Here is a 26,944-nt window from a genome sequence, read left to right as displayed (position 1 = left end):
AATTCTCAGTTTCTTTAGCCAGATTGAGGGGCTTAAAGATTTATCGTGATCGAAACACCATTTCTGGCATAAACATACAGAAAAAATGAAACGTTGTTTTAAATGTAATTGAAAACCCCATGTACAGGGGATAATATGTGTTCATCACGAAAACGGAACATTGTTTCGTTATTCATCTTTGCCTTCGGGCACGATCAATTCTGGAGGTTTACGTGGACGTCAGACAAAGCATCCACAGTGCGCACGCAAAAACGCTGGATACTCAGGGGCTGCGCAGTGAGTTTTTAGTTGAGCAAGTGTTCGAAGCCGACAAGTACACCATGGTCTACAGCCATATTGACCGCATTATTGTGGGCGGGATTATGCCGGTGGCGAAAACCGTCTCCGTGGGCGGTGAAGTGGGCAAACAGCTGGGCGTGAGCTACTTCCTCGAACGCCGTGAACTGGGCGTGATTAACATTGGCGGGCCGGGCACCATAACCGTCGATGGCCAGTGCTACGAAATTGGTCACCGTGACGCGCTGTACGTCGGAAAAGGCGCGAAAGAAGTGGTGTTCGCCAGCATCGATGGCAGCAAACCGGCGAAGTTCTACTACAACTGCGCCCCGGCTCATACGACTTACCCAACCAAAAAAGTCACGCCAGCGGACGTTGCCCCGGTGACCCTTGGTGACAACCTCACCAGCAACCGCCGCACCATCAATAAATACTTCGTACCGGATGTGCTGGAAACTTGCCAGCTCAGCATGGGGCTGACCGAGCTTGCGCCGGGCAACCTGTGGAACACCATGCCGTGCCATACCCACGAGCGCCGCATGGAAGTCTATTTCTACTTCAACATGGATGAAGATGCCTGCGTGTTCCACATGATGGGACAGCCGCAGGAAACTCGCCATATCGTGATGCACAACGAGCAGGCGGTCATTTCGCCAAGCTGGTCCATCCACTCTGGCGTGGGAACGAAAGCTTATACCTTTATCTGGGGTATGGTCGGTGAAAACCAGGTCTTCGATGACATGGACCACGTCGCTGTTAAGGATCTGCGCTAGTCGCAGGCAGTTAAGCATACATCTGCCTGTTGGTGACAGGCGCTGAACGATTAAGGAACAAACATGATTCTGGATGCATTTTCTCTGCAGGGTAAAGTGGCTGTGGTTTCCGGGTGTGACACCGGGCTGGGGCAGGGTATGGCGTTAGGTCTGGCGGAAGCGGGCTGTGATATCGTCGGGATTAACATCGTAGAGCCAACGGAAACCATCGAGCGCGTCACCGCGCTGGGCCGTCGTTTCCTGAGCCTGACTGCGGACCTGCGCAAAATCGATGCGATCCCTGAACTGCTGGATCGCGCGGTGGCGGAGTTCGGGCATATCGATATTCTGGTCAACAATGCGGGCCTGATTCGCCGTGAAGATGCGATTAACTTCAGCGAAACGGACTGGGACGACGTGATGAACCTGAACATCAAGAGCGTGTTTTTTATGTCCCAGGCGGCTGCGAAGCACTTCATCGCGCAGGGGAAAGGCGGGAAGATCATCAATATTGCCTCCATGCTCTCTTTCCAGGGCGGCATCCGCGTACCGTCTTACACCGCATCGAAGAGCGCCGTGATGGGCGTGACCCGTCTGCTGGCGAACGAGTGGGCGCAGCACAATATCAACGTCAACGCGATTGCGCCGGGCTACATGGCCACCAACAATACCCAGCAGCTGCGTGCTGATGAAGAGCGCAGCGCGGCAATTCTGGAACGTATTCCAGCGGGTCGCTGGGGTCTGCCGAGCGATCTGATGGGCCCGGTTGTGTTCCTGGCTTCTCCGGCTTCGGATTACATTAACGGCTATACCGTCGCCGTTGACGGCGGCTGGCTGGCACGTTAATTCAGCCTTAATAAAGAACCTCTGCCCTCGGGTGGAGGTTTTTTTTGCGCCAAAATTGGCTTTATCCATATCCTTAAAGATGAAAAATCCATACTAAAAAGGAATAAATGACGGGTATCACACATTTATTGCTTAAATATTAACTAATTAATAAAAAATAAGGTTAAACCACCCTGATTTGAAATTGTAATGTCCATCACAGAACGGTATGTCGTAGCGAAATAATCCATATCTTCACCAGTTCCGACCTGACACTTTCTTCCGGTATCTCGTAATTTCACTTAACGAATTTCGCTGTTGAGGCAGGAAACTATGACATCTATAAATGACTCTACCCTTATGCCCGCTGCGCTGCGCGATACCCGACGCATGAACCAGTTTGTTTCTGTTGCGGCCGCCGTAGCCGGTCTACTGTTTGGTCTGGATATCGGCGTTATCGCTGGCGCACTGCCCTTTATTACCGACCACTTTACGTTAAGCAACCGCCTGCAAGAGTGGGTGGTAAGCAGCATGATGCTGGGCGCGGCCATCGGCGCGTTGTTTAACGGCTGGCTGTCGTTCCGTCTCGGGCGCAAATACAGCCTGATGGTTGGGGCGATCCTGTTCGTCGCAGGCTCCATCGGCTCCGCGTTTGCGACAAACATAGAAGTGCTGCTGCTTTCACGCGTGCTGCTTGGCGTAGCGGTGGGTATCGCGTCCTACACCGCGCCGCTTTATCTCTCTGAAATGGCAAGTGAGAACGTGCGAGGGAAGATGATCAGCATGTACCAGCTGATGGTGACGCTCGGTATCGTGCTGGCGTTTCTGTCGGATACGTACTTCAGCTACAGCGGCAACTGGCGGGCAATGCTTGGCGTGCTGGCGCTGCCTGCGCTGGTGCTGATTGTGTTAGTCATTTTCCTGCCGAACAGCCCGCGCTGGCTGGCGCAAAAAGGGCGTCACGTGGAGGCGGAAGAGGTGCTGCGCATGTTGCGCGACACGTCTGAAAAAGCGCGTGAAGAGCTGAACGAAATCCGCGAAAGCCTGAAGCTGAAGCAGGGCGGCTGGTCCCTGTTTAAGGCGAACCGCAACGTGCGCCGCGCGGTGTTCCTCGGCATGCTGTTACAGGCGATGCAGCAGTTTACGGGGATGAACATCATTATGTATTACGCCCCGCGCATTTTTAAAATGGCCGGTTTTACCACCACCGAACAGCAGATGATCGCCACGCTGGTGGTGGGGCTGACCTTTATGTTCGCCACCTTTATCGCGGTTTTCACCGTTGATAAGGCCGGACGTAAACCCGCCCTGAAAATTGGCTTTAGCGTGATGGCGCTCGGCACCTTAATCCTTGGCTACTGCCTGATGCAGTTCGATAACGGCACGGCGTCAAGCGGCCTCTCCTGGCTCTCCGTGGGCATGACCATGATGTGTATCGCCGGTTACGCGATGAGCGCCGCGCCGGTGGTGTGGATCCTGTGCTCTGAAATACAGCCGCTGAAATGCCGCGACTTTGGTATCACCTGTTCCACCACCACCAACTGGGTGTCGAACATGATCATTGGCGCGACCTTCCTGACGCTGCTGGATGCGATTGGCGCGGCAGGCACCTTCTGGCTCTATACGGTGCTGAACGTGGCGTTTATCGGTGTGACCTTCTGGCTGATCCCCGAAACCAAGGGCGTGACCCTGGAGCATATTGAACGCAAGCTGATGAGAGGGGAGAAACTACGTAATATCGGCGTGTAATGTAATTGCCCGGTGGCGCTTCGCTTACCGGGCCTACGATACCGTGTAGGCCCGGTAAGCGGCTTAGTGTTTACCGCATCGCACGTCTCAAAATACGCTCCGCCTGACGCTGGAAGTCAGCGGCCGTCTCTTCCACGGTTTTCTGGCCGTAGTCGATATACTGCAAAGAAGTACCGAACTGCGCCACAATCTGTGGGTCGTCAAAGTATGGCGAGACGGTGAGTTTCGCCGGCAGCGACTGCGCCAGACGCAGGCCTGCCACGGAAGGATCGTCCTCTTTAATGGTGCCGTCTTCAGTCAGATACTGCACCGCTACTTTGCTCAGCGGTACGCCACGCTCAAGGCCCAGCGTATCGACCCCTTCTTTGCTGTTGAGCAGGAAATTAATCAGCTTCGCCGCCGCTTCCGGGTTTTTGGTCGACTTACCAATCGACAGCATTTGCGCCGGTTTGAAGAACAGGCCCGCGTCGGTGGCGCCCGGCAGCATTGGGTAGCTGCCCAGCTCCAGTTTCGCCGGTGGCTTCAGGTTGTCGGAATATTTGTTGATGGTGGAGTTCCACATATAGGTGCCGCCCCATTCTCCCTGGATCCACGGCTTCATCTCATACATGTTGCTCTTACCAAACGAGGCATAGTATTTGGTGTCCGGCATGACGTGGCTGTCGATCAGCTTTTTGTAGGTCTGGAAGAACTCCACCCACTGTTCCTTTGTGTAGCTGAACTTTTTGGTTTTCTCATCCACCGCAGGAATGTTGTACTTCTGGATCATGTACGAATTCAGCAGCGCCAGCGTATCCTGGTGCTCGAGGATCACCGGGTAGTATTGCTTACCGAGCTTGCTCTCGAAGGTTTTACCGGCTGCCATCAGCTCGTCCCAGGTTTTCGGGTACGCAATACCCGCTTTTTTCCAGGTTTCGTCATTGAAGTAGAACACCCGCGCCGTCACCGAGATCGGAATGCCGTTCAGCTTGCCATCCACGGTGGTGGTTTGCAGCTCTTTGGGATCGAACTGCGACAGGTCGATCACCTCCTTCAACTTGTTCAGATCGTAGAAGCCGTCACCGGTTTTGGAGAAGATCGGCAGCCAGTTCCAGTTCGTCTGCATGACGTCCGGCTCGGTGCCGCCCGCAATCTGGGTGGTCAGACGGGAGAGGTGACCGTCCCAGCCGGTGTATTCCGCTTTCACGTTGATGTCCGGGTTCTGCTTATGGAACTCTTCCAGCGCTTTCAGAGTGACCTGGTGACGGCCATTGCCGCCCCACCAGGACATCCGTAAATCCACATTCTGCGCCATCGATGGCAAAGCGGTAAGGCCGAGGGTCGCGGAGATTGCTGCGCTTAAAAGCACGTTTTTCATTTTTATCACTCCATCAGAGAGAGAGGTTCTGTTCAGTTTTTGCGTCAAAAATATGACACTTGTTCATCTCAAACGTGAAATACACCTTACGATGAAGGCCCTTATCAATCATTGGCTTAGCTTCATCGGACGGGATTCGGGCGGTCAGTTCATAGTCCGCGACCTTCAGGTACACAAAGAATTCGTGGCCCATGTTCTCAACGCGCACCATCTCCCCGCTACAGCCGCCGTTCGGGAAGGGCTCATCAGAGAGCGACACAAATTCCGGACGCACGCCGAAGAAGATCTCCTGACCCGCGTAAGCGGCGACTTTCTCCTGCTTCTCCGCGTTCAGCGGCATGGTTTCATCACCAATGGCGATGTGCAGCTGTCCCGCTTTTTCGACCAGCACGCTTTTGCGTATATTCATCTCCGGCGCGCCGATAAAGCCCGCCACGAACATGTTCTTCGGCTTGTGGTAGAGGTTATCTGGCGTATCCACCTGCATGATGTGACCCAGCTTCATCACGCAGATGCGGTCGCCCATGGTCATCGCTTCGGTCTGGTCGTGCGTCACGTAAACGGTGGTCGCCGGTTTGCCCGAGGCCTTCAGCTGCTTGTGGAGGTCAGAGATACGGATACGCATCGAGGCGCGCAGTTTGGCGTCGAGGTTTGAAAGCGGCTCATCGAACAGGAACACATCCGGTTTTTTCACAATCGCACGGCCTACCGCCACGCGCTGCGCCTGGCCGCCGGAAAGCTGGCGCGGCAGGCGGTCGAGCAGCTCTTCAAGCTCAAGAATTTTAGCGGCTTCATTCACCTGGGACTCAATCTGATCTTTCGGCAGCTTGCTCAACTTGAGGCCAAAGGCCAGATTCTCGCGCACCGTCATGTGTGGATAGAGGGCGTAGTTCTGGAACACCATCGCAATCCCGCGCTCTTTCGGCGCGAGGTTGTTCACGATCTTGTCGCCGATACGTACCTCGCCGCCGCTGATGGTTTCCAGTCCCGCCAGCATGCGCAGAGTAGTGGATTTGGCGCAGCCGGATGGGCCGACGATCACCATGAATTCCCCTTCGGCGATTTTAAGATCGATAGCGTGTACCGCTTTAAAACCGTTGGAGTAGACCTTTTCCAGCTTGTTGAAAATAACTTCAGCCATGGTATTTCCCTCTTAACCTTTAATTCCGCTGCTGGTGACGCCCTGTACGAAGTAGCGCTGTGCCAGGAAGAAGACAATGATGGATGGCAGAATGGAGATGCTCGCCATTGCCAGAATTTCGTTCCACGGCGCCCCTTCGGTGACGTCGATGGACATTTTCAGCGCCAGTGCAATCGGGTATTTATCCACGCTATAGACATAAATCAGCGGCCCGATAAAGTCGTTCATGGACCACATGAACTGGAACAGGGCGACGGAGATAATGGCCGGTTTAAGGATCGGCACAACCACGTACCACAGCACCTGAAGGGAGTTACAGCCGTCAATCTGCGCCGCCTCTTCCATGTCACGCGGGACGCCGCGCAGGAACTGGATCAGCATGAAGACGAAGAACCCCTGGGTGGCGAAGGCCAGCGGCAGGTACAGCGGCATATAGCTGTTCAGCATGCCCATTTCACGGAACATCAGGTACTGCGGGATCAGCAGCACGGTGCTGGGTAGCAGCATGGTGGTAATGAGCGTGGCGAACCAGAACTTCTTCCACGGGATCTCGAAGCGGGCAAAGCCATACGCCACGATGGTGGAGGAGATAATGGTCAGGATCACTTTCGGGATCACATACTTAAAGGTGTTCAGCATGTAGTGGCCGAAGTTGTACTCGGTGCCGGTTTTCCAGCCGTTGATGAAGCCGTCCCAGGTGGCATGGGCAGGCCACAGGCTCAGGGTGGTGAAGATCTCGTGGTTCGGTTTGAACGACGCGGAGAACATCCACACCAGCGGGTAAAGCATCAGCAGGCCGACAAACAGCAGGATCGCATAGCGAACGGTGGCATTGATTTTCTCTCTGCGCAGCGTGCGGGCTACTTCGCGTTCGGCGATGCTTCTTGCCGTGGAGAGTTGTTGAATATCAGCCATTTTTGCCTCCTTTATCGGCGGAGTAGAACACCCAGTATTTCGACGACTTAAAGGCGATACCGGCGAAGACGGCCACCACCAGGAACAGGATCCACGCCAGCGCCGCGCCATAACCCATATCGAAATACTTAAACGCGGTGTCGTAGATGTAGAGCGAGAACAGGTAGGTCGAATAGGTCGGCCCGCCGCCGGTGATCACGTACGGCCCGGTAAATTCCTGGAACGCCTGCGTGGTCTGCATGATGAAGTTGAAGAAGATCACCGGCGTAATCAGCGGCACGGTCACCTTCATGAACATCTGCCATTTCGATGCGCCATCGATCATCGCCGCTTCATACTGGGACTGCGGTACGTTTTGCAGCGCGGCCAGGAAGATGACCATCGCGGAACCGAACTGCCAGACGCGCAGCAGGGTAACGGACATTAGCGCCAGTGACGGTTCACCCAGCCAGTTCACCGGGTCAAAACCAAATACGCCGATAAAGCTGTTCAGCAGGCCATCGATCGCAAATAAGGCGCGCCACAATACGGCAATGGCGACGGAACTGCCGAGGATCGACGGAATATAGTAGGCAGTACGGAAAAATCCGATGCCGCGTAATTTAAAGTTCAGGACAAAGGCAATCCCTAATGCGAAGGCGAGCTTTAACGGAATGGTTAAAAATACGTATGCAAAGGTCACGCCCATTGATTTCCAGAAGAGCGTGTCTTCGGTAAACATGTAGCGATAGTTTTCGATGCCGTTAAACACCGGCGGACTCATCAAATCGTAATCCGTAAAGCTGAGGAAAAATGATGAGACGAAGGGGAATGCCGTAAAGAGTATCAACCCGATGATGTAGGGTGATATCCATGCGAGCCCCAGCAGCTTGTTTTCATTCATACATACCTACCTGGCGATCAATGGTTTAAAACGGAATCTGCTTTGTTACATCTTCCCAGGCCAGCATCGCGCGGCATGAGAGCTGAGTTTTAGGGTGCAATATCTGGCGTCGGCTAAATATAAAATTGTTTTTTAACGCTTTTTTGCCTTCCTCTTTGCGCTAAATGCGTTGGGTTTCAAAAGAGCTGAACCACCGTTCTTGGATACTAAAACATCGTTTTATTTTATATTATTGCGATTTATTTCTGCGTCATGCGCTTAATGATGGAAATGTGATCAGCGTCGAAACGCTGTTTCAATATAGTGAGGGAGGTGGCATTTTTGCCTTTTCACGGACGTTCGTCGGGGCTGCGAGGAGGCGAGACGAAGCACAAGTGGAAACGGGAAAAACAATAGTCACGCAGCGTGGCTAACTACCAGATCTGATAGCAGGTCTGCAGATGTACCAATTCGGCATTCAGATAATTCTTACATTCTTGTATGATTTCTCAAACCGGAACCAACCAGGCAGAATTTCACTGCATCCTTAAAAGAAGAACAGTTATGTCAGCGATGGATTTCAAAAAACATACGGATCTCAATTTTCCTCACTATGCTCCCCCGGCGGTCAGCGCTAAAGAAATAGATCTTCTGGGTCTGCTGGACGTCCTGCTGGCAGCAAAAAAACGCATCATCACCATTGTCTTTGCATTTGCACTGGTCGGCCTGGCAATCGCCTTTCTGATACCGCAAAAATGGACCAGTAAAGCGGTCATTACGCCCGCGGAACAGACGCAGTGGAGTTCGCTGCGCCAGATGATGGTGGCGCTCCAGGTGCTTGATGTCGACGTGAATATTACCCGTGCGGATGTGTTTAATCTGTTTATCAAAAAGTTTCAGTCCCAGTCTCTGCTTGAAGAGTACATGAAGAGCTCACCTTACGTGATGGCTCAGCTCGATGGCGCTGAGGTTGACCCGCTGGAGCTGCACCGCGCGGTGGTCAATATCGCCGAAAAGATGAAGGCTATTGATAACACCCAGGAAAAAAATGCTGATAAAGCACCGTATCTCTCCTGGACGTTAAGCTTCACTGCCCCAACGGCAGAGGACGCGCAGAAAGTGTTAAATGGTTACATTCAGTACATTTCCCGCATCGTCGAGCAGGAGACCATGCAAAACATCCGCGATCAGCTGATCCTGAGAACCAAAACGGTTCAGCAGCAGCTGGAGCTGGATCGGGTTCGACTGACCAATATCCACAATACCAACCTGCAACGCCTTAACTACTCGCTGGAAGTGGCGAACGCGGCAGGGATCAAAAAGCCGGTTTACAGTAACGGACAGGCGGTGAAAGATGATCCGGATTACTCCGTCGCGCTCGGCGCGGACGGGATTGCGCAGAAATTGCAGATTGAAAAAAATCTGAAGGATGTTTCTGAGCTGAACGCAGATTTCCAGAACCGCGAATACTATCTGGCGCAGCTGCAAAAACTCTCCTTCGAAGACGTGAGCCTGGAGCCGTTCAAATACCAGCTCTCTCCTTCTATGCCGGTGAAAAAAGATGGCCCGGGCAAAGCACTGATCGTGCTGCTGGCGGGTATTCTGGGTGGGTTGTTCGCCTGTGGCAGCGTGCTGCTGCGCGAAGCAATGCGCTCCCGCAACCCGCTGCCGGAACAACTTCCTGAGCCGGTTACGGAATAACATGAAAAAAGGCGCTCTGATGAGCGCCTTTTTTTATTTCAGGAAATCCTCGCGTACCGGCGTAAAGGTATCCAGCAAGGTGCCGGGTTTGAGGCAAACGCAGCCGTGCATCACGTGCGGCTTTTTATAGAGAGTGTCGCCCGCCGTCACCACATGCTTTTCCTCGCCAATGGTGAACTCAAATTCCCCCGAGAGAACGTAGGTGAGCTGCTCATGCGGGTGGTTATGCAGCGGGCCAATCGCACCTTGCTCGAAATTCACTTCCACCGCCATCATCCTGCCATCGTGCGCCAGAATACGACGCGTCACGCCGTTGCCCAAATCCTCAAGCGTGGTCTCTTTATGGAAAATAAACATATTTTCGCCCTGTTATGTAATGAAACATTGTTTCATTTAACTTATCTCAGCCGCAGCGAAAAGAAAACGTTTAGCCAAATAACTGGAAAGGCGATCACAAGTTTGCTTCACTGGGTGAAACGTACAGGAGGAAAGATGAAAACGATCGGTCTGTTAGGGGGCATGAGCTGGGAATCAACGATCCCGTACTACCGCCTGATTAATGAAGGCGTCAAACAGCGTCTGGGCGGTCTGCATTCGGCCAGCCTGCTGCTGCACAGCGTGGATTTCCATGAAATAGAAGCCTGCCAGTCGAGCGGGGAGTGGGACAAAGCCGGGCAAATGCTGGCGGACGCCGCACTTGGCCTGGAGCGTGCGGGCGCGCAGGGTATTCTGCTGTGTACCAACACCATGCATAAGGTGGCGTCGCATATTGAAGACCGCTGTTCGCTGCCGTTCTTACATATCGCGGATGCCACCGGGCGTGCCATACGTGCCGCCGGCATGACGCGCGTGGCGCTGCTGGGGACGCGCTACACCATGGAGCAGGATTTTTACCGCGGGCGGCTGAGTAGCCAGTTCGGGATTGAAAGCCTGATCCCGGAGGAGGCAGACCGGGCGCGCATTAATCAGATTATTTTTGATGAACTGTGCCTCGGCACCTTCAGCGAAACTTCGCGCGCCTGGTACGTCAGCGTGATTGAGAAACTGGCGCAGCAGGGGGCGGAAGGGGTCATCTTTGGCTGTACCGAAATTGGCCTGCTGGTGCCGGCAGACCAAAGCCCGATACCGGTCTTTGATACCGCCGCCATCCATGCCGCGGATGCGGTGGAGTTTATGCTGTCATAAAGGTTTTTGCAGGTCAGGTAACCGAAGCGCCACCTGACGCGCGTGCGCAATCAGGTGTTCACTAAAGGCATCAACCAGCGCTGAGGTGGGCCGGTGCAGCGGGCGGATCAGGCTTACGGTAAAGGGAACGGAAACGCTAAAACGGCGCAGAACCACGCCGCTGCTGGCGTAGTCCATAGCCGTGAGCGGGTTCACCACCGAAATACCCACGCCCGCGCGCACCATCGCGCAAATTGATGCCGCACTGTGCGTTTCCATCACCATCCGCCGCTTCACCTGATGTTCGGCAAACAGGCCATCCAGAAGCTGTCGGTAGCTGTCGGTCTGCGACAGGCTGATATAGTTCTCACCGTGAAAATCTGCCGGGGTCAGAACTGCTTTGAAAGCAAGCGGGTGGCTGGCAGGCAGCACGCAGACCTCATCCAGCGAGAGCAGCTCCGTGCGTTCCGTTCCCGCTGGCGTGACGAGGGTTTCGGTCAGACCCAGATCGTGGCGCTGGGCCGAAAGCCACTCCTCCAGCAGCGGCGACTCCTGCGGCACGATGGTCAGGCTGACCTCCGGATAGCGGGCCAGAAACGGCTGTAGCAGTACCGGCAGGAACGACTGAGAAAAGACCGGCAGGCAGACGATGGACAGCTCGCCCTGGCGAAACTCCCTCAGGCTCTCCGCCGCGCTCACGATCCTATCCAGCCCGTACCAGGAGCGCTGAACCTCCTCAAAAAGACGTAAACCCTGCACAGTTGGATGCAGCCTGCCGCGGGTGCGTTCAAACAGCTTCAGCCCCAGCACTTTCTCAAAACGCGCCAGCTCGCGGCTGACCGTCGGCTGCGAGGTGTGCAGCATCTGCGCGGCTTCAGTGAGATTGCCGGTGGTCATCACCGCATGAAAAATCTCGATATGGCGTAGGTTAACGGCGGGCATAGGGCACCTGATGGCTGAGCGTGGTCCATATCATTTTTGCATAGACTCACGATAAAACGATATTTTTTATTCTCTTCAGGCTATGGCGTAATGATAAAAAACAGAATACCGGAGACGACCATGCAACGCCCGCTCAACCAGACCGAAACCGATTTAAACGCCGATAACCTGCTGCGCCTGCCTGCCGAATTCGGCTGTCCGGTGTGGGTCTACGATGCGCAGATTGTTCGCGAGAAAATCGCCGCGCTGCATCAGTTTGACGTGGTGCGTTTTGCGCAGAAGGCCTGCTCCAATATTCATATTCTGCGCATGATGCGCGAGCAGGGCGTGAAGGTTGACTCCGTATCGCTGGGTGAAATCGAACGTGCGCTGGCGGCCGGGTTTGATCCAAAGGCCGATAGCGACGCGATCGTCTTCACCGCTGACCTGATAGACGACGCCACGCTGGCGCGCGTGCACGAGCTGCAAATCCCGGTGAATGCCGGTTCGGTGGATATGCTGGAACAGCTTGGGCAGGTTTCCCCGGGCCATCGCGTCTGGCTGCGCATCAACCCGGGCTTTGGTCACGGTCACAGTCAGAAAACCAACACCGGGGGCGAAAACAGCAAGCACGGGATTTGGTATGCCGATATGCCTGCGGCGCTGGAGGTTTTACAACGTTATAACCTTAAGCTGGTGGGTATTCACATGCATATCGGATCCGGCGTGGATTATGGCCATCTTGAGCAGGTCTGTGGCGCGATGGTGCGTCAGGTTATCGATTTTGGCCAAGATCTGGAGGCGATCTCCGCCGGGGGAGGGCTTTCGATCCCTTACCGCGAAGGGGAGGAGGCGATCGACACGGATCACTATTACGGCCTGTGGAGCGCCGCGCGTGACAGCATCGCCGCTCATCTGGGCCATGCGGTGAAGCTGGAGATTGAGCCGGGTCGTTTCCTGGTCGCCGAAGCTGGCGTGCTGGTGGCGCAGGTGCGGAGCGTGAAGGAGATGGGAAGCCGTCACTTTGTGCTGATTGATGCTGGCTTCAACGACCTGATGCGCCCGTCCATGTACGGCAGCTATCATCACATCACCGCGCTTGCCGCCGATGGCCGCGATCTGGTCAACGCCCCGCGCATCGAGACCGTTGTTGCCGGCCCGCTGTGTGAATCCGGTGACGTCTTTACTCAGCAGGAAGGCGGGAAAGTCGAAACCCGTTCGCTGCCAGAGGTAAAACCGGGAGATTATCTGGTGCTGCATGATACCGGTGCATACGGGGCGTCTATGTCTTCGAACTACAATAGCCGTCCGCTGCTGCCGGAAGTGCTGTTTGATAATGGCGTGGCGCGGCTGATTCGCCGTCGCCAGACCATTCAGGAATTGCTGGCGTTAGAGCTGGTCTGATTAAACCAGGGCCCTGTTGTCACCGAATCGCGTAACACCAGCGTGCCGGTGAACGGTGGGATCGCTTCAACCGGCTGGTTTTTTGCCAGCCGGATCGCCTGGTCGATCGCCGTGACGATCATGTTGTCGATCGGCAAATACACCGACGACAGGGCAGGCTCCAGCCACTTTGCGCTGGGGGCATCGTCAAAACCAAACAGCGAAATATCCTGCGGGATCTTCAGCCCGGCCTGGTGTAATGCTTTGGAGGCGCCCAGGGCCATATCATCATTACAGGCAAACAGGGCGCTGAACGATGTCTTTTCCGCAATCAGCTCCTTGCACAGCTCGTAACCCCGCGTCATGCCTGCATCGCCGTATTTAATCCGCCGCTCATCGAGACGAATATCGTGCTTCTCCAGCGCCTTACGGTAGCCCATCAGCCGCGCTTTACCCGTTGGGGTGTGGATCGGGACGGTGATACAGGCGATCTCCCGATGGCCCTGGCTTATCAGGTAATCCACCGCTTTGAAGGCTGCGTCCTGCTGTTCAAAGAAGACGCAGCGATCCGCCGCCTGGCTCACTTCGCGGTTAATGATCACCAGCGGCGTCTGCACGCTGTTGATCAGCTTCAGGATCGTCTTTTCGCTCATGTAGCGCGTGTACAGCACGATGGCGTCGCACTTGCGGTCGGCGAGCATCTGCACCGCCAGTTCTTCCTGTTCAGGGGCATCGTGACCGTCGGTAACAATCAGCTGTTTACCGTGCGTTTCGGTCTGCCGTGACGCCTGCTGTAGCAAACGACCAAAGTAAAAACCGTCGAACGTCGAGACGACCAGACCGATGCTGTTGCTGGTCTGGTTAGCCAGCGAGCGCGCGAGAAAGTTCGGACGATAGCCCAGCTCCTCCATCGCGCGAAATACCTGCTGGCGCGTGCTCTCTTTAACCTGACCTGTGCCGTTCAGCACGCGCGAAACGGTGGCCTTCGACACGCCCGCACGCAGTGAGACATCCAGCATTGTTGCCATTCGAAATTCCTGTTTCCACGTAATGGTTTGCAGTTTAACACAGACCATCTGGCGCATAAGCGACGTGGGAAGGACAAAACCCCATAACGATCACGCTTTTCAGTAACGATCCTCGCCCGCGGAATAAATGCCTGCCATTGGTATACCAAAATGGTGATAAATCATAATCTGGAATACCTCTAACGGCGTTGGGAGCTTAATCACAGAACAAATCGCCTGTGGACGCTATTTTTGGCATACCAATAGTATCCGGCTGTACACCTTATTCAATAAAAGCCCTTTTACTGAGGTATTACCCTATGGCATTTCAGGAAAAACTGATCGACGCTCTGGGCAGTTTTGCCACTACCTTCAACAGCTATCGCTATATCCAGGCGATCAAGTCTGCGTTTATTACCTTAATGCCAGTCATCATTGTGGGGGCGTTCTCGGTATTGATCTCCAATATGGTGCTGGATCCGAAAAACGGTCTGGCGAGCTTTCAGTCGCTGTCGTTTCTCGCGGCCTTAAAGCCGATCACCAGCGCGCTCAACTACGCCACGCTGAACTTTCTCAACATCGGCGCGGTGTTTTTAATCGGCATTGAGCTGGGGCGTATTAACGGCATTAAGTCCCTGTTCCCCGGCCTGCTGGCGGTGATCTGCTTTATCTGCGTGACGCCGACCACGGTGGAAATGCTGGTGGACGGTGAGATGCACGTGGTGAAAGATGTGCTGCTGCGCCAGTTCTCAGATACCCGCAGCCTGTTCCTCGGTATGTTTATCGCCATCCTGTCGGTGGAGATCTACTGCTGGCTGGAAAACCGCAAGGGGCTGAAAATCAGGATGCCGGACACGGTGCCGCCGAACGTTGCCGCGTCGTTCTCTGCGCTGATCCCGGCCATTATCACCACCACCGCCATCGCCACCTTTGGCTTCGTGTTTCATCAGATTACCGGCATGTATCTCTACGACGCGGTATACCAGGTGGTGCAACAGCCGCTGGAGCGCGTGGTGCAAAGCCTGCCGGGGATCCTGCTGCTGATGTTTGTCGCCCAGCTGTTCTGGGTGATTGGTATTCACGGCAACCAGATGATCAAGCCGATCCGCGAGCCGCTGCTGCTGGGGGCAATCACCGTTAACATGAGCGCGTTCGAGCAGGGCAAAGAGGTGCCAAACATCATCACCATGCCGTTCTGGGACGTCTATATGAGCATCGGCGGCTCCGGCCTGACCATCGGCCTGCTGATAGCCGTCATGATTGCCACCAAACGTAAAGAGATGAAGGAGATAGCCAAGCTCTCCATCGGGCCGGGTATTTTTAATATCAATGAGCCGGTGATCTTCGGTATGCCAATCATGCTCAACCCGATCCTGGCTATCCCCTTCATCATCACGCCGCTGGTGACGGGCTCGATTGGCTACTTTGCCACCGTGACCGGATTTGCCGGGAAAGCCGTGGTAATGGTGCCCTGGACCACGCCGCCGCTGATCAACGCCTGGCTGTCAACGGCGGGCTCCATGGGGGCGGTCATCACCCAGTTTATCTGCATCGTGACCGCGGTGATTATCTATCTGCCGTTTGTGAAAATTGCTTCACGCCGCGCAGAGCAGGCCGCACTGCAACAAGCCACCGATAACGCATGAGGATACGATGAGCACAAAACAGATAGCCATACCGCAAGATTTTATTCTGGGCGCGGCGGCATCGGCCTGGCAGACCGAGGGCTGGAGCGGCAAAAAGCCGGGGCAGGATTCGTGGATCGATCTCTGGTACATGAACGATCGTCACGTCTGGCATAACGGCTATGGTCCGGCGGTGGCAACCGACTTTATCAATCGCTTCCGCGAAGATGTAGCGCTGATGAAGCAGGCGGGACTGACGCACTATCGCACCTCGATCAACTGGTCGCGCTTTTTAACCGACTATGAAAATGCGACGGTAGATGAAGAGTACGCCGCGTATTACGACGCGCTGTTCGATGAAATGCACCGTCAGGGCATTGAGCCGATGATCTGCCTGGAACACTACGAATTGCCGGGCGTGCTGCTGGAGACCTACGGCGGCTGGGCGTCAAAGCACGTCGTCGAGCTGTTCGTTCGCTATGCAGAAAAGGTATTTGAGCGCTTTCACGGCAAAGTCACCCGCTGGTTTACCTTCAACGAACCGATTGTGGTCCAGACGCGCGTCTACCTTGACGCGCTGCGCTGGCCCTATGAGCAGAGCACCAGCACCTGGATGCAGTGGAACCACCATAAGGTGCTGGCGACGGCGAAAGTGGTGAAGCTGTTTCGCGAGAAAGGGTATGACGGCACGGTGGGCTGTATTCTTAACCCGGAAGTGACCTATCCGCGCTCCCGCGCGCCGCATGACGTGCGAGCGGCAGAGATGTACGATCTGTTCTACAACCGCGTCTTTCTCGACCCGCTGGTGCACGGGCGCTATCCGCAGGCGCTCTTTACCCTGCTGGCGCAGCATCAGGTGCAGTGGGACTACACGGCTGACGAGCTGGCGCTGATTGCCGACAACACCGTCGATGAGCTGGGCATTAACCTCTATTACCCGCATCGCGTCAAAGCCCCGTCCCGCGCCTGGCACCCGGAGACGCCGTTCCATCCGGCGTACTACTACGAGCCGTTTGAGCTGCCCGGACGGCGTATGAACACCTCCCGCGGCTGGGAGATCTTTCCGCGCATTATTTACGACATGGCGATGCGGATTAAAAACGACTATCGCAACATTGACTGGTTTGTGGCGGAAAGCGGGATGGGCGTGGGGAACGAAGTGCAGTATCGCAATCGTGACGGTGTCATTGACGACACGTACCGCATCGCGTTTATCAGCGAACATCTCTACTACACGCTGCTGGCGCGGGAGGCGGGGGCGAACTGTCACGGTTATATGCTGTGGGCCTTCACCGACAATGTCTCCCCGATGAACGCGTTTAAAAACCGCTACGGGCTGATTGAGATCGACCTTGAAAATCAACGCGCACGGCGGGCAAAGAAATCAGCGTCCTGGTTCCGCCAGCTGCGCGATGAGCGTGTGCTGACGCTCAGGGTAGACGATGAATGGAAGTAAGCCTTCTGGTAAAATAGCGCACAAACTGGCCGGGAGGACGTCCGGCCCGCGCATTAACTGAAAAACACAGGTGAAAACGTGGATAAGGCTGTCATCCTGCCGGAAAAAAAACAGTACCAGGAGATTGGCGAGGATTTACGGGCGCAGATTATCCAGGGGCATTATCCCGTGGGATCGCGTCTGCCGCCGGAGCGCAACATCGCCGAGACGTATGGCGTCAGCCGCACTATCGTGCGCGAGGCGCTGCTGATGCTTGAGCTTCAGGGGACGGTGGATATTCGCCAGGGTTCTGGCGTGTACGTGATGCGCATTCCGGAAGAGCATGAAAACGAGGAAGAGCGTTTTCTGAACAGTGACGTTGGGCCGTTTGAAATTCTCCAGGCGCGTCAACTGCTTGAAAGCAACATCGCTGCCTTTGCCGCAAAAATGGCGACACGGGCGGACATCGACAACCTGCGCCGCATTATCGAGCAAGAGCAACGGGCGATTGCCGTCGACGATCGCAGCCAGGACAACAACAAAATGTTCCACCTGGTGCTGGCTGGGGCCACACAAAACCAGATGCTGCTGGCGACGGTTGAGAGCGTCTGGCATCACATGGACAGCAGTCCGCTGTGGCAGCAGTTCAATGGCCATATCGCCAGCCGCGCCTGGCGCCTGAAGTGGCTCGGAGACAGGCAAACCATTCTCGCTGCGCTCCGCCGCCGCGACGTGATGGGGGCGTGGCAGGCGATGTTCCAGCATCTTGAAAACGTCAAAAAGAGCCTGCTCGAGCTGTCAGACGAAGACGCGCCCGATTTTGACGGCTATCTCTTCGAATCGGTCCCTCTTTTCCAGGGGAAGCTGGTGTGAATATACTGCCGCTTCACGCTGCGCCGCAGTTTACACAGCAGGTGATCGACTGGATCTGGAACGCGTTTGGTGAAGGTATGCCGCGTGCCTTTTTCCAGAGCATTGTCGAGCACAGCCTGACGCCAGGCGAGTTACCGCTCACCTTTATTGCCGTTGAGGATGACCAGCTGCTGGGCACCGTTGGGTTGTGGCGTTGCGATTTAATTTCCCGGCAGGATCTTCATCCCTGGCTGGCTGCGCTGTATGTCGATGAAGCCGCGCGGGGAAACGGGCTGGCGGGAAAACTTCAGCAGCATGTTATCGGCTACGCGCGACGCGCCGGGTATCACGAGCTTCATCTCTGGTCTGCCTGCCGCGACTTCTACGAACGTTACGGCTGGCACTACATCGGTGATGCGCTGGAATACCCGGATAAAACCGTCCATCTCTATCGCTGTTCGCTCACGGCTTCCGCGGGCGATACCACCGAGTGACGGCGCACTAAGGTTGGGCTGAACAGGTGGGTAATTTCCGATGGCGGGCGATGCTCGGCCAGCGCTAACGCCAGTTCTGCCGCCTGCGTTGCCATGGTCACAATCGGGTAGCGCACGGTGGTCAGGCGAGGGCGCACGTAGCGCGACACCAGCACATCATCAAAGCCAATCAGCGAAATTTCTGCCGGGACGTCGATTCCGTTATCATTCAGCACGCCCATTGCGCCGGCGGCCATGGAGTCGTTATAGCTGGCCACGGCGGTGAAATTCCGCCCGCGGCCCAGCAGCTCGGTCATCGCCTGCTCGCCGCCACTCTCATCCGGTTCTCCGTACGCCACAAGACGATCGTTGCACGGCAGACCGGCTTCGCGCAGCGCGTCGTAATAGCCCTGAAGGCGATCTTCCGCATCGGAAATTGGGTGGTTGGAGCACAGATAACCAATTCGGGTATGGCCCTGCTGGATCAGGTGACGGGTTGCGAGCCATGCGCCGTAACGGTCGTCGAGCGCCACGCAGCGGGTTTCAAATCCGGGAATAATACGGTTGATAATCACCATCCCCGGCATCTGTTTCATCAGATGGATCAGCTCGGCGTCGGGGATCATTTTGGCATGGACCACCAGCGCCGCACAGCGATGACGGATCAACTGCTCAATGGCCTGGCGTTCTTTCTGTTCATTGTGGTAGCCATTACCAATCAGCAGGAAATTACCGGTGTGATAAGAAACTTGTTCTACGGCTTTGACCATCGCACCGAAAAACGGATCGGATACATCCCCGACCACCAGCCCGATGGTTTCTGTCGACTGTTGGGCAAGGGCGCGTGCGTTGGCGTTAGGGTGATAATTCAGGTTTTCCATGGCGTCCTGCACGGCCTGGCGTGATGCATCACTCGCTTTAGGGGAGTTGTTGATCACGCGGGAGACGGTCGCGACGGAAACACCGGCCAGACGAGCCACATCCTTAATTGTCGCCATTCAATACCTTCTTATAGGGGTAAGCGTTTACACACTAACTAGTGTTGCGGAAAAGCGGCGTGCATTCAAGGGGAGCGGGTGAGCGTCCTCTGCAAACGTGAAGCAGAACATCCCTCGCGGTGTAATCGTTACACGGCCAGTCATGTCTGAATAATGTCAATCTGAACCTTTAGTTACACTTTGCCTCAGGCTGTTGCGATTGTCCGTTGGCAACGATGCGTTGTGAATTGCTAGAGTCGAGATCCCAGAGGTATTGATAGGTGGAATCAACTTCGGTTGATTAACACGATTTACACCAACCTGCGTTTTACGCAGGTTTTTTTTTGCCTGTAAGTTCAACCTGTAACAGCAAAAGAGATTATTCACACCTGGTTGCACTTCGGCTCATTCCCTTGCGTTTTCCTGCTGGCGAAGCCTGTCGCCGGAGGCCACAATCAAGATCCCAGAGGTATTGATTGGTGAGAATTCCTGGTACGTTTTCGTACTCTTCACTTGCACCAACCTGCGCGGATGCGCAGGTTTTTTTTCGCCTCTGTTTTTGCTATCGCTCCCTCACTACTTCTCGTGTAATCTGCCACCATTTATACCTTTCACACTGGCTGGCAAAGGGAGTTGAAATGCTTTTTGGGTTCTTCCGCACACTGTTTCGTGTCCTGTTTCGCATTCGCGTGACTGGCGATACGCAGGCACTCTATGGCGAGCGTGTTCTTATCACACCGAATCACGTCTCTTTTCTTGATGGCGTATTGCTGGCGCTGTTTTTGCCCGTGCGGCCCGTCTTTGCGGTGTACAGCTCCATCAGTGAAAAATGGTACATGCGCTGGCTCAGGCCGCTGATTGATTTTGTCCCGCTCGACCCTACCAAACCGATGATGATTAAACATCTGGTGCGTCTGATTGGGCAGGGGCGTCCGGTGGTTATCTTCCCGGAAGGGCGGATTTCAGTGACGGGCTCCCTGATGAAAATTTACGACGGCGCCGGTTTTGTCGCGGCGAAGTCTCAGGCCACCGTCGTGCCGCTACGCATCGACGGGGCTGAGCTGACCTTTTTCAGCCGTCTGAAAGGGCTGGTGAAGCAGCGTCTGTTCCCGAAAATTACGCTGCATATATTACCGCCGACGTCACTGCCGATGCCCGAGGCGCCGCGCGCGCGTGACCGCCGTAAAATCGCCGGCGAAATGCTGCACCAGATTATGATGGAAGCGCGCATGGCCGTACGCCAGCGCGAAACGCTGTATGAATCGTTGCTGTCGGCGCAGTATCGCTACGGTGCGAAGAAAAACTGCATCGAAGACATCAACTTTACGCCGGATACCTACCGTAAGCTGTTGACCAAAACGCTGTTTGTCGGGCGTATCCTGGAAAAGTACAGCAAACAGGGCGAAAAGATCGGACTGATGCTGCCAAACGCGGGTATCAGCGCGGCGGTGATCTTTGGTGCCGTCTCCCGAGGCCGCATTCCGGCGATGATGAACTACACGGCGGGCGTGAAAGGGCTCTCCAGCGCGATTACCGCAGCACAAATCAACACCATCTTTACCTCCCGCCAGTTCCTGGACAAAGGCAAGCTGTGGCACCTGCCGGAACAGCTGACGCAGGTGCGCTGGGTGTTCCTGGAAGATCTGAAAGCAGACGTCACGACCGCCGACAAGCTGTGGATTTTCGCGCACCTGCTGATGCCGCGTCTGGCGCAGGTTAAGCAGCAGCCGGAGGATGATGCCATTATCCTCTTTACCTCCGGCTCTGAAGGCAACCCGAAAGGTGTGGTTCATAGCCACAAAAGCATTCTGGCAAACGTCGAACAGATTAAAACCATCGCTGACTTTACCGCCAACGATCGCTTTATGTCGGCGCTGCCGCTGTTCCACTCATTTGGTTTGACCGTGGGTCTCTTTACGCCGCTGCTGACCGGTGCCGAGGTGTTCCTCTACCCAAGCCCGCTGCACTACCGCATTGTGCCGGAGCTGGTTTATGACCGTAACTGCACGGTGCTGTTCGGGACGTCCACCTTCCTCGGAAACTACGCGCGCTTCGCCAACCCGTATGATTTCTTCCGCGTGCGCTACGTGGTGGCGGGGGCGGAAAAACTCCAGGACAGTACGCGCCAGATCTGGCAGGACAAGTTTGGCCTGCGGATTCTGGAAGGCTATGGCGTGACGGAGTGCGCGCCGGTGGTCTCCATCAACGTTCCGATGGCGGCAAAACCGGGAACGGTTGGCCGTATTCTGCCGGGGCTGGACGCGCGTCTGCTGGCGGTGCCGGGTATTGAAGACGGCGGACGTCTTCAGCTGAAAGGGCCGAACGTCATGAACGGCTATCTGCGTGTGGAAAACCCGGGCGTGCTTGAGGCGCCGACGGCCGAGAACGTCATTGGCGAGGTTGAAACGGGCTGGTACGACACGGGCGATATCGTGCGCTTCGACGATCAGGGCTTCGTGCAGATCCAGGGACGTGCAAAACGCTTCGCCAAGATCGCCGGGGAAATGGTCTCTCTTGAAATGGTCGAGACGCTGGCGACCGCAGTCTCGGCGGAGAAAATGCATGCGACCGTGGTGAAAAGTGATGCCAGTAAAGGCGAGGCGCTGGTGCTCTTTACTACTGACGGTGAACTGAAGCGTGATGCGCTTCTCAGGTATGCGCGCGAACATGGTATCCCCGAGCTGGCGGTCCCCCGCGATATTCGTTACCTCAAACAGTTACCGGTGCTGGGCAGCGGTAAACCCGATTTTGTGACCCTGAAGGGCATGGTTGAAGAGGCGGAACAGCATAATGCGTGAGTCAGTACACACTAACACTTCAATCTGGTCGAAAGGCATGATGGCGGTTATCGCCGCCCAGTTTCTTTCCGCGTTCGGCGATAACGCGTTGCTGTTTGCTACGCTGGCGTTGCTGAAAGCTGAGTTTTATCCCGACTGGAGCCAGCCGATCCTACAGATGGTGTTTGTGGGTGCTTACATTGTATTTGCGCCGTTTGTTGGCCAGGTGGCGGACAGCTTCCCCAAAGGTCGGGTCATGATGTTTGCCAACAGTCTTAAGCTTCTGGGCGCGGCAAGCATCTGCTTTGGTATCAACCCGTTTGTTGGCTACACGCTGGTAGGCATTGGCGCGGCAGCTTACTCCCCGGCGAAGTACGGCATTCTGGGTGAGCTCACCACCGGCGATAAGCTGGTGAAGGCCAACGGCCTGATGGAGTCCTCCACCATTGCGGCTATTCTCCTGGGTTCGGTGGCGGGAGGCGTACTGGCAGACTGGCACGTGCTCGCCGCGCTTGGCATCTGCGCACTGATGTACGGTGGCGCGGTGATCGCCAACCTGTTTATCCCCAAACTGGCCGTGGCGCGTCCGGGACAATCCTGGCGCTTCGGGCCAATGACCGGCAGCTTCTTCAACGCCTGCCGCGTACTGTGGCGTAACGGTGAAACACGCTTCTCGCTGATGGGCACCAGCATGTTCTGGGGGGCTGGCGTTACGCTGCGTTTCCTGCTGGTGCTGTGGGTGCCGGTGGCGCTGGGTATAACAGACAACGCCACGCCGACCTACCTGAATGCCATGGTCGCCGTCGGGATTGTGGTCGGGGCCGGGGCTGCGGCCAAACTGGTGACGCTCGAAACCGTTGCGCGCTGCATGCCTGCGGGGATCCTGATCGGCGTCGGCGTTCTGTTCTTCTCCCTGCAACATGCCATATTGCCTGCCTATGCCCTGTTGTTACTGATCGGCGTATTAGGCGGTTTCTTTGTGGTACCGCTCAACGCGCTTTTGCAGGAGCGCGGCAAGCAGACCGTCGGGGCTGGCAACGCCATTGCGGTGCAAAACCTTGGCGAAAACATGGCGATGCTGCTGATGCTGGGGATTTACTCGCTGGCGGTAAAAGCAGGTGCGCCGGTTGTGGCAATCGGGGTGGGGTTTGGCGCACTGTTTGCGCTGGCGATTACCGGGCTGTGGGTCTGGCAGCGTCGGCGGTGATATCTTTGCCGGGTGGCGGCTCCGCCTGACCCGGCCTACGTTTCGTGATGTTGGCGGATTTTGTAGGCCCGGTAAGGCAACGCCGCCACCGGGCAAATCGTCAACTTAAGGTGCCGGGTAAGTATAAACCTGATGCACCGCTTCAATCTCCGCTAAGACCTCTTCACTCAGGTTCAGGTGGAAACTCTCAATATTGGTTTTTAACTGATCCATTGTCGTTGCGCCGAGCAGGGTACTTGCCACAAACGGCTGACGACGCACGAAGGCCAGCGCCATCTGCGCCGGATCGAGTCCGTGACGCTTCGCGATATCCACATAGGCCGCCACGGCTTTTTGTGTCTGCTCGCCGCTATAGCGGGTGAAGCGGCTGAAAAGCGTGTTACGCGCGCCAGCCGGTTTCGCGCCGTTCAGGTATTTGCCCGTCAGGGTTCCGAAGCCCAGGCAAGAGTAGGCGAGCAGCTCCACCTCTTCGTACTGCGTCACTTCCGCGAGACCCACTTCATAACTGCGGTTCAGCAGGCTGTACGGGTTCTGGATGGTCACGATCCGCGGCAGATCGTGTTTATCGGCCAGATGCAGATAGCGCATTACGCCAAACGCCGTCTCGTTGGAAACGCCGATGTAGCGGATCTTACCCGCGCGCTGGCATTCCGTAAGCGCCTCCAGTGTTTCCAGCAGGGTGACGGCCGGAGCACTCTCGTTCCAGGTGTAGCCAAGCTTACCGAAGCAGTTCGTCGGACGCTGCGGCCAGTGCACCTGATAAAGATCGAGATAGTCGGTTTGCAGGCGCTTGAGGCTGGCATCCAGCGCAGCACGGATATTCTTGCGATCGAGGATCTGGTTAGGGCGGATCCCGGCATCGTTATTACGGGAAGGGCCGCTAACCTTAGAAGCGATGACCAGCTTTTCGCGATTGCCGCGTTTCGCCAGCCAGTTGCCGACATACGTTTCGGTAAGACCTTGAGTTTCCGGGCGGGGAGGAACTGGGTACATCTCCGCCACGTCAATCAGGTTAATGCCCTGGCTGACGGCGTAATCGAGTTGTGCATGGGCATCGGCTTCGCTGTTTTGTTCACCAAATGTCATGGTGCCTAACCCCAGCTGGCTGATCTCCAGAGCGCTATGGGGGATACGGTGATAATGCATAGCCGGTTTCCTTTTTTAGACATACAGACCGCGTCAGGAACCTCCCGACAAAGGAATATAAACATGGCAGAGGGAAGGCAAAAGGGGAAGGAAAAAATCAAAAAGGCCAGCAAGCTACTGACCTTTATCTGTTTAACGCTCGATGATCTGGGAGACTTCGTCGCGATTAATTTGCATTTGATTGCCTTCGCGATCGCGGTAACTCACCAGACCGGTATCGTCGTCGACTTCGGGTTTGCCATCGGTCAGGATCATACGACCATCTTTCGTTGACATGACATAGTCGCTGCTACAACCCGATACCGCAAACGCTAAACCGACTGCTGAGATAATTACTGCCCATTTTTTCATCGTTCTCATCCTCACCTGGCTCGTATCAAATCATAGTGTAGTAATAACCTGATATTACTACAGGTGAAAGGGGGGAAATCTTAAAAAGGAGGAGATTATGTTAGCCGGAGCGCAAAATTGGTAAAAAACTATGTTTTCAACAGGAAGTGTCGTGCCAGCAGTGCACCGGTGAAATTCTTTTTAAGATAGAAGCCGCGCGGCAGCGTCAGGATCGGTTCGCCCTGTGCACCTACCGCTTCAGTGAGCGCTTTGCTGTTGGCGGCTTTGGGACGGAGTTGCAGCACTTCGCCATGCCGGGCGGTGATCTGCTCAACCTGTCCCAGCACAATCATGTCCATCAGCTCTTCCCAGTCCTGGGAAAGCTGTCTTTCTTCTTCTTCATCCGGGCTCCAGAGCAGCGGGGCGCCAACGCGACGCTCTGCCAGCGGGATCTGCCTGTCACCCTCAACGGGTACCCACAACACCCGCTTCAGCTTATGCCTGACGTGGCTGGTTTCCCATGTCACTCCGCTATTACCCGTTAGCGGCGCAACGCAGACAAAGGTAGTTTCCAGTGGCCGCCCCAGGCTATCAATGGGGATCGTCTTCAGTTCCACCCCCAGCGCCGCAAAATCTTGCTCGGGTTTACTGCCCGCGCTTGCGCCCAGCCAACGTTCAAGCAACACGCCGATCCAGCCTTTATCGCGCTTCAGATCGTTGGGTATCGTCAACCCCGCCATCACGGCCAGCTCGCCCAGTGCATAGCCTGCCAGACGTTGTGCCTGCTGGAGCAACTGGGCTTCACTGACGGGAGGAGAGAGCAGTGGGGCGAGAGAATGCATGCTGACAACCTTTTGGTTAAAAAATGAACTGATATTTTATCCCTTGTGGATAGAGTTTACTTTTTTCTGAGTATATATTCCATGTGGATGATTTATATTATGTTTTTTAAGAATGTATCCCGTCGCGCCATGGCTAAAAAACAGGTTGTGCAATTCTGGTCACTGACAATAAACAGGATCTTACACCATGTTATCCACAGAAAAATGGGATAACTGCGAATAACCGCCACTACTGTCTCAATTTACAGCCTTGACGTGCGATGAAAATCGAATTTTCACATAAATTGTGCCTAACTTATTGGCACAATCTGTGGATAAAACCGACGCTGTTCGATCTTTCATCACCAGGAAGATCTTTGATGTGACGATCGTCACGTTAATCGCCTTTGATACCCTAAATTTACGTTTAACTAGATGAATTTAAATAATTTATTTTAAGTGATGAAAATTGCCGATTCGCCGGGCCACAAGGTTGTTCATCGGTAATTCCATACTTCTTCACAACTATATCCACAGAAAAGGTGAATAAAAATGGTCTCAGTCGCCCTCATCTGTTTATAACTCCTCACAAAATTGTGAGTTATTCAAATGTTATTAGGTTGCAGGCCTGTAAGAGAGTGGTTTACCGCCTCCCTGTAGTGTGAAACAATCATTCATATATCAGATTTAGTTTGGGGTAGTCCGGTGATTGATGACGATGGCTACCGCCCAAACGTAGGAATAGTAATTTGTAATCGTCAGGGCCAGGTGATGTGGGCCCGGCGATATGGTCAGCACTCCTGGCAGTTCCCGCAAGGCGGGATCAATCCTGGAGAGTCCCCAGAACAAGCGATGTACCGGGAGCTGTTTGAAGAGGTTGGTTTAAGCCGAAAAGATGTTCGCATCCTGGCTTCGACCCGCAACTGGTTGCGTTACAAGTTACCGAAACGTTTGGTGCGTTGGGACACAAAGCCGGTTTGTATCGGCCAGAAACAGAAGTGGTTTCTTTTGCAGTTGGTGGGCAACGATTCAGATATCAATATGCAAACCAGCAGCACGCCAGAGTTTGATGGCTGGCGCTGGGTAAGCTACTGGTATCCGGTTCGTCAGGTCGTGTCATTCAAGCGCGATGTATACCGTAGGGTGATGAAAGAGTTCGCAAGTGTCGTGATGCAGCTTCAGGAGACGACTCCGAAGCCACAGAGCGCACCTGCCTGGCGACGTAAAAGAGGTTAAGCTACGCAAATC

24 protein-coding genes are annotated in these 26,944 nt (G+C 55.0%); 13 read left to right on the top strand and 11 right to left on the bottom strand.

Annotated elements, in window-relative coordinates:
• Nucleotides 1-212: 212 nt before the first annotated feature.
• The 3 genes from kduI (at nt 213) to araE (ending at nt 3,602) form a co-directional block, all read left to right on the top strand.
• Nucleotides 213-1,049, top strand: a complete 837-nt coding sequence (gene kduI, locus ACQG1K_RS17890; protein ID WP_017382863.1) for a 5-dehydro-4-deoxy-D-glucuronate isomerase — start codon at nt 213-215, stop codon at nt 1,047-1,049.
• Nucleotides 1,050-1,112: 63 nt separating this feature from the next.
• Nucleotides 1,113-1,874: a 2-dehydro-3-deoxy-D-gluconate 5-dehydrogenase KduD gene (gene kduD, locus ACQG1K_RS17885; RefSeq protein ID WP_003862835.1), complete on the top strand. Its 762-nt coding sequence runs from the start codon at nt 1,113-1,115 to the stop codon at nt 1,872-1,874.
• Between the two features lie 312 nt (nt 1,875-2,186).
• Nucleotides 2,187-3,602 (top strand): arabinose-proton symporter AraE, encoded by a 1,416-nt coding sequence (gene araE, locus ACQG1K_RS17880; RefSeq protein ID WP_022649253.1) that lies wholly within the window; start codon nt 2,187-2,189, stop codon nt 3,600-3,602.
• 70 nt (nt 3,603-3,672) lie between these two features.
• Here araE and ACQG1K_RS17875 read toward each other — a convergent pair whose 3' ends face one another.
• The 4 genes from ACQG1K_RS17875 to ACQG1K_RS17860 are packed head-to-tail and all read right to left on the bottom strand — an operon-like array spanning nt 3,673 to nt 7,898.
• The gene (locus tag ACQG1K_RS17875) at nt 3,673-4,959 is read right to left on the bottom strand and encodes an ABC transporter substrate-binding protein (RefSeq protein WP_228338408.1); all 1,287 of its coding nucleotides are present in this window, start codon (nt 4,957-4,959) and stop codon (nt 3,673-3,675) included.
• Nucleotides 4,960-4,972: 13 nt separating this feature from the next.
• Nucleotides 4,973-6,100, bottom strand: a complete 1,128-nt coding sequence (locus tag ACQG1K_RS17870; RefSeq protein WP_228338409.1) for an ABC transporter ATP-binding protein — start codon at nt 6,098-6,100, stop codon at nt 4,973-4,975.
• Nucleotides 6,101-6,112: 12 nt separating this feature from the next.
• Complete coding sequence (locus tag ACQG1K_RS17865; protein WP_022649251.1) at nt 6,113-7,015, bottom strand: carbohydrate ABC transporter permease; 903 nt, start codon at nt 7,013-7,015, stop codon at nt 6,113-6,115.
• Complete coding sequence (locus ACQG1K_RS17860; protein WP_003862825.1) at nt 7,008-7,898, bottom strand: carbohydrate ABC transporter permease; 891 nt, start codon at nt 7,896-7,898, stop codon at nt 7,008-7,010. The genes ACQG1K_RS17865 and ACQG1K_RS17860 overlap by 8 nt, the downstream gene beginning before the upstream one ends.
• A 543-nt stretch (nt 7,899-8,441) precedes the next feature.
• On the opposite strand from ACQG1K_RS17860, the gene wzz(fepE) reads away from it, so the two are divergent.
• Entirely contained in the window at nt 8,442-9,578 is a 1,137-nt protein-coding gene (gene wzz(fepE) / locus ACQG1K_RS17855) for an LPS O-antigen length regulator Wzz(fepE) (RefSeq protein ID WP_063849467.1), read from the top strand.
• 33 nt (nt 9,579-9,611) lie between these two features.
• Here wzz(fepE) and ACQG1K_RS17850 read toward each other — a convergent pair whose 3' ends face one another.
• Entirely contained in the window at nt 9,612-9,935 is a 324-nt protein-coding gene (locus ACQG1K_RS17850; RefSeq protein WP_022649249.1) for a cupin domain-containing protein, read from the bottom strand.
• A gap of 135 nt (nt 9,936-10,070) precedes the next feature.
• Between ACQG1K_RS17850 and ACQG1K_RS17845 the strand changes: the two genes are divergently transcribed.
• Nucleotides 10,071-10,763 carry an aspartate/glutamate racemase gene (locus ACQG1K_RS17845; protein ID WP_062933179.1) on the top strand — a complete coding sequence of 231 codons (693 nt, stop codon included), beginning with the start codon at nt 10,071-10,073 and terminating at the stop codon, nt 10,761-10,763.
• On the opposite strand, the gene ACQG1K_RS17840 is transcribed toward ACQG1K_RS17845, so the two are convergent.
• Nucleotides 10,758-11,684 carry a LysR family transcriptional regulator gene (locus ACQG1K_RS17840; RefSeq protein WP_367075790.1) on the bottom strand — a complete coding sequence of 309 codons (927 nt, stop codon included), beginning with the start codon at nt 11,682-11,684 and terminating at the stop codon, nt 10,758-10,760. The two genes, ACQG1K_RS17845 and ACQG1K_RS17840, sit on opposite strands and share 6 nt — an antisense overlap.
• Nucleotides 11,685-11,804: 120 nt before the next feature.
• Between ACQG1K_RS17840 and lysA the strand changes: the two genes are divergently transcribed.
• Complete coding sequence (gene lysA / locus ACQG1K_RS17835; protein WP_426720773.1) at nt 11,805-13,067, top strand: diaminopimelate decarboxylase; 1,263 nt, start codon at nt 11,805-11,807, stop codon at nt 13,065-13,067.
• Here lysA and ACQG1K_RS17830 read toward each other — a convergent pair.
• Entirely contained in the window at nt 13,037-14,074 is a 1,038-nt protein-coding gene (locus tag ACQG1K_RS17830; RefSeq protein WP_367075788.1) for a LacI family DNA-binding transcriptional regulator, read from the bottom strand. The genes lysA and ACQG1K_RS17830 overlap by 31 nt on opposite strands.
• A 299-nt stretch (nt 14,075-14,373) precedes the next feature.
• Here ACQG1K_RS17830 and ACQG1K_RS17825 point away from each other — a divergent pair, with 299 nt between their 5' ends.
• From ACQG1K_RS17825 to ACQG1K_RS17810, 4 genes are all read left to right on the top strand, one after another.
• Nucleotides 14,374-15,699: a PTS sugar transporter subunit IIC gene (locus ACQG1K_RS17825; RefSeq protein ID WP_003862812.1), complete on the top strand. Its 1,326-nt coding sequence runs from the start codon at nt 14,374-14,376 to the stop codon at nt 15,697-15,699.
• 7 nt (nt 15,700-15,706) lie between these two features.
• Nucleotides 15,707-17,134 carry a glycoside hydrolase family 1 protein gene (locus ACQG1K_RS17820; protein WP_367075787.1) on the top strand — a complete coding sequence of 476 codons (1,428 nt, stop codon included), beginning with the start codon at nt 15,707-15,709 and terminating at the stop codon, nt 17,132-17,134.
• Nucleotides 17,135-17,212: 78 nt separating this feature from the next.
• On the top strand, nt 17,213-17,986 hold the full coding sequence (locus ACQG1K_RS17815; protein ID WP_022649243.1) for a GntR family transcriptional regulator: 774 nt from the start codon (nt 17,213-17,215) through the stop codon (nt 17,984-17,986).
• A complete protein-coding gene (locus ACQG1K_RS17810) occupies nt 17,983-18,459 on the top strand; it encodes a GNAT family N-acetyltransferase (RefSeq protein ID WP_023306858.1) in 477 nt (158 codons plus the stop codon). Before ACQG1K_RS17815 ends, ACQG1K_RS17810 begins: the two co-directional genes overlap by 4 nt.
• On the opposite strand, the gene galR is transcribed toward ACQG1K_RS17810, so the two are convergent.
• Nucleotides 18,414-19,436, bottom strand: coding sequence for an HTH-type transcriptional regulator GalR (gene galR, locus ACQG1K_RS17805; RefSeq protein WP_367075785.1), 1,023 nt, complete (start codon nt 19,434-19,436; stop codon nt 18,414-18,416). The two genes, ACQG1K_RS17810 and galR, sit on opposite strands and share 46 nt — an antisense overlap.
• Before the next feature lie 617 nt (nt 19,437-20,053).
• Between galR and aas the strand changes: the two genes are divergently transcribed.
• Nucleotides 20,054-22,213: a bifunctional acyl-ACP--phospholipid O-acyltransferase/long-chain-fatty-acid--ACP ligase gene (gene aas / locus ACQG1K_RS17800; protein WP_063152110.1), complete on the top strand. Its 2,160-nt coding sequence runs from the start codon at nt 20,054-20,056 to the stop codon at nt 22,211-22,213.
• A complete protein-coding gene (gene lplT / locus ACQG1K_RS17795; RefSeq protein ID WP_022649240.1) occupies nt 22,206-23,399 on the top strand; it encodes a lysophospholipid transporter LplT in 1,194 nt (397 codons plus the stop codon). Before aas ends, lplT begins: the two co-directional genes overlap by 8 nt.
• 105 nt (nt 23,400-23,504) lie before the next feature.
• Here lplT and ACQG1K_RS17790 read toward each other — a convergent pair whose 3' ends face one another.
• The 3 genes from ACQG1K_RS17790 to mutH form a co-directional block, all read right to left on the bottom strand.
• Nucleotides 23,505-24,545 carry an NADP(H)-dependent aldo-keto reductase gene (locus ACQG1K_RS17790; RefSeq protein ID WP_015571754.1) on the bottom strand — a complete coding sequence of 347 codons (1,041 nt, stop codon included), beginning with the start codon at nt 24,543-24,545 and terminating at the stop codon, nt 23,505-23,507.
• Between the two features lie 132 nt (nt 24,546-24,677).
• Nucleotides 24,678-24,896 (bottom strand): YgdI/YgdR family lipoprotein, encoded by a 219-nt coding sequence (locus tag ACQG1K_RS17785; protein ID WP_003862794.1) that lies wholly within the window; start codon nt 24,894-24,896, stop codon nt 24,678-24,680.
• 128 nt (nt 24,897-25,024) lie between these two features.
• Entirely contained in the window at nt 25,025-25,717 is a 693-nt protein-coding gene (gene mutH / locus ACQG1K_RS17780; RefSeq protein ID WP_022649239.1) for a DNA mismatch repair endonuclease MutH, read from the bottom strand.
• 684 nt (nt 25,718-26,401) lie between these two features.
• Between mutH and rppH the strand changes: the two genes are divergently transcribed.
• On the top strand, nt 26,402-26,932 hold the full coding sequence (gene rppH, locus ACQG1K_RS17775) for an RNA pyrophosphohydrolase (protein WP_032622373.1): 531 nt from the start codon (nt 26,402-26,404) through the stop codon (nt 26,930-26,932).
• Nucleotides 26,933-26,944: the final 12 nt, after the last annotated feature.

The organism is Enterobacter cloacae complex sp. 402C9 (assembly GCF_050030745.1).
GTDB lineage: Bacteria > Pseudomonadota > Gammaproteobacteria > Enterobacterales > Enterobacteriaceae > Enterobacter > Enterobacter intestinihominis.
This window is presented reverse-complemented; position numbering and strand designations above follow the sequence as displayed.

Excerpts from the sequence above, each read along its gene's own strand:
- lysA (WP_426720773.1), top strand. The coding sequence starts at position 11,805 with ATGCAACGCCCGCTCAACCAGACCGAAACCGATTTAAACGCCGATAAC.
- ACQG1K_RS17850 (WP_022649249.1), bottom strand. The coding sequence starts at position 9,935 with ATGTTTATTTTCCATAAAGAGACCACGCTTGAGGATTTGGGCAACGGC.
- ACQG1K_RS17820 (WP_367075787.1), top strand. The coding sequence starts at position 15,707 with ATGAGCACAAAACAGATAGCCATACCGCAAGATTTTATTCTGGGCGCG.
- ACQG1K_RS17825 (WP_003862812.1), top strand. The coding sequence starts at position 14,374 with ATGGCATTTCAGGAAAAACTGATCGACGCTCTGGGCAGTTTTGCCACT.
- ACQG1K_RS17860 (WP_003862825.1), bottom strand. The coding sequence starts at position 7,898 with ATGAATGAAAACAAGCTGCTGGGGCTCGCATGGATATCACCCTACATC.
- ACQG1K_RS17875 (WP_228338408.1), bottom strand. The coding sequence starts at position 4,959 with ATGAAAAACGTGCTTTTAAGCGCAGCAATCTCCGCGACCCTCGGCCTT.
- ACQG1K_RS17790 (WP_015571754.1), bottom strand. The coding sequence starts at position 24,545 with ATGCATTATCACCGTATCCCCCATAGCGCTCTGGAGATCAGCCAGCTG.
- ACQG1K_RS17865 (WP_022649251.1), bottom strand. The coding sequence starts at position 7,015 with ATGGCTGATATTCAACAACTCTCCACGGCAAGAAGCATCGCCGAACGC.
- mutH (WP_022649239.1), bottom strand. The coding sequence starts at position 25,717 with ATGCATTCTCTCGCCCCACTGCTCTCTCCTCCCGTCAGTGAAGCCCAG.
- galR (WP_367075785.1), bottom strand. The coding sequence starts at position 19,436 with ATGGCGACAATTAAGGATGTGGCTCGTCTGGCCGGTGTTTCCGTCGCG.
- ACQG1K_RS17840 (WP_367075790.1), bottom strand. The coding sequence starts at position 11,684 with ATGCCCGCCGTTAACCTACGCCATATCGAGATTTTTCATGCGGTGATG.
- ACQG1K_RS17830 (WP_367075788.1), bottom strand. The coding sequence starts at position 14,074 with ATGGCAACAATGCTGGATGTCTCACTGCGTGCGGGCGTGTCGAAGGCC.
- kduD (WP_003862835.1), top strand. The coding sequence starts at position 1,113 with ATGATTCTGGATGCATTTTCTCTGCAGGGTAAAGTGGCTGTGGTTTCC.
- lplT (WP_022649240.1), top strand. The coding sequence starts at position 22,206 with ATGCGTGAGTCAGTACACACTAACACTTCAATCTGGTCGAAAGGCATG.
- ACQG1K_RS17870 (WP_228338409.1), bottom strand. The coding sequence starts at position 6,100 with ATGGCTGAAGTTATTTTCAACAAGCTGGAAAAGGTCTACTCCAACGGT.
- araE (WP_022649253.1), top strand. The coding sequence starts at position 2,187 with ATGACATCTATAAATGACTCTACCCTTATGCCCGCTGCGCTGCGCGAT.
- ACQG1K_RS17845 (WP_062933179.1), top strand. The coding sequence starts at position 10,071 with ATGAAAACGATCGGTCTGTTAGGGGGCATGAGCTGGGAATCAACGATC.
- ACQG1K_RS17785 (WP_003862794.1), bottom strand. The coding sequence starts at position 24,896 with ATGAAAAAATGGGCAGTAATTATCTCAGCAGTCGGTTTAGCGTTTGCG.
- aas (WP_063152110.1), top strand. The coding sequence starts at position 20,054 with ATGCTTTTTGGGTTCTTCCGCACACTGTTTCGTGTCCTGTTTCGCATT.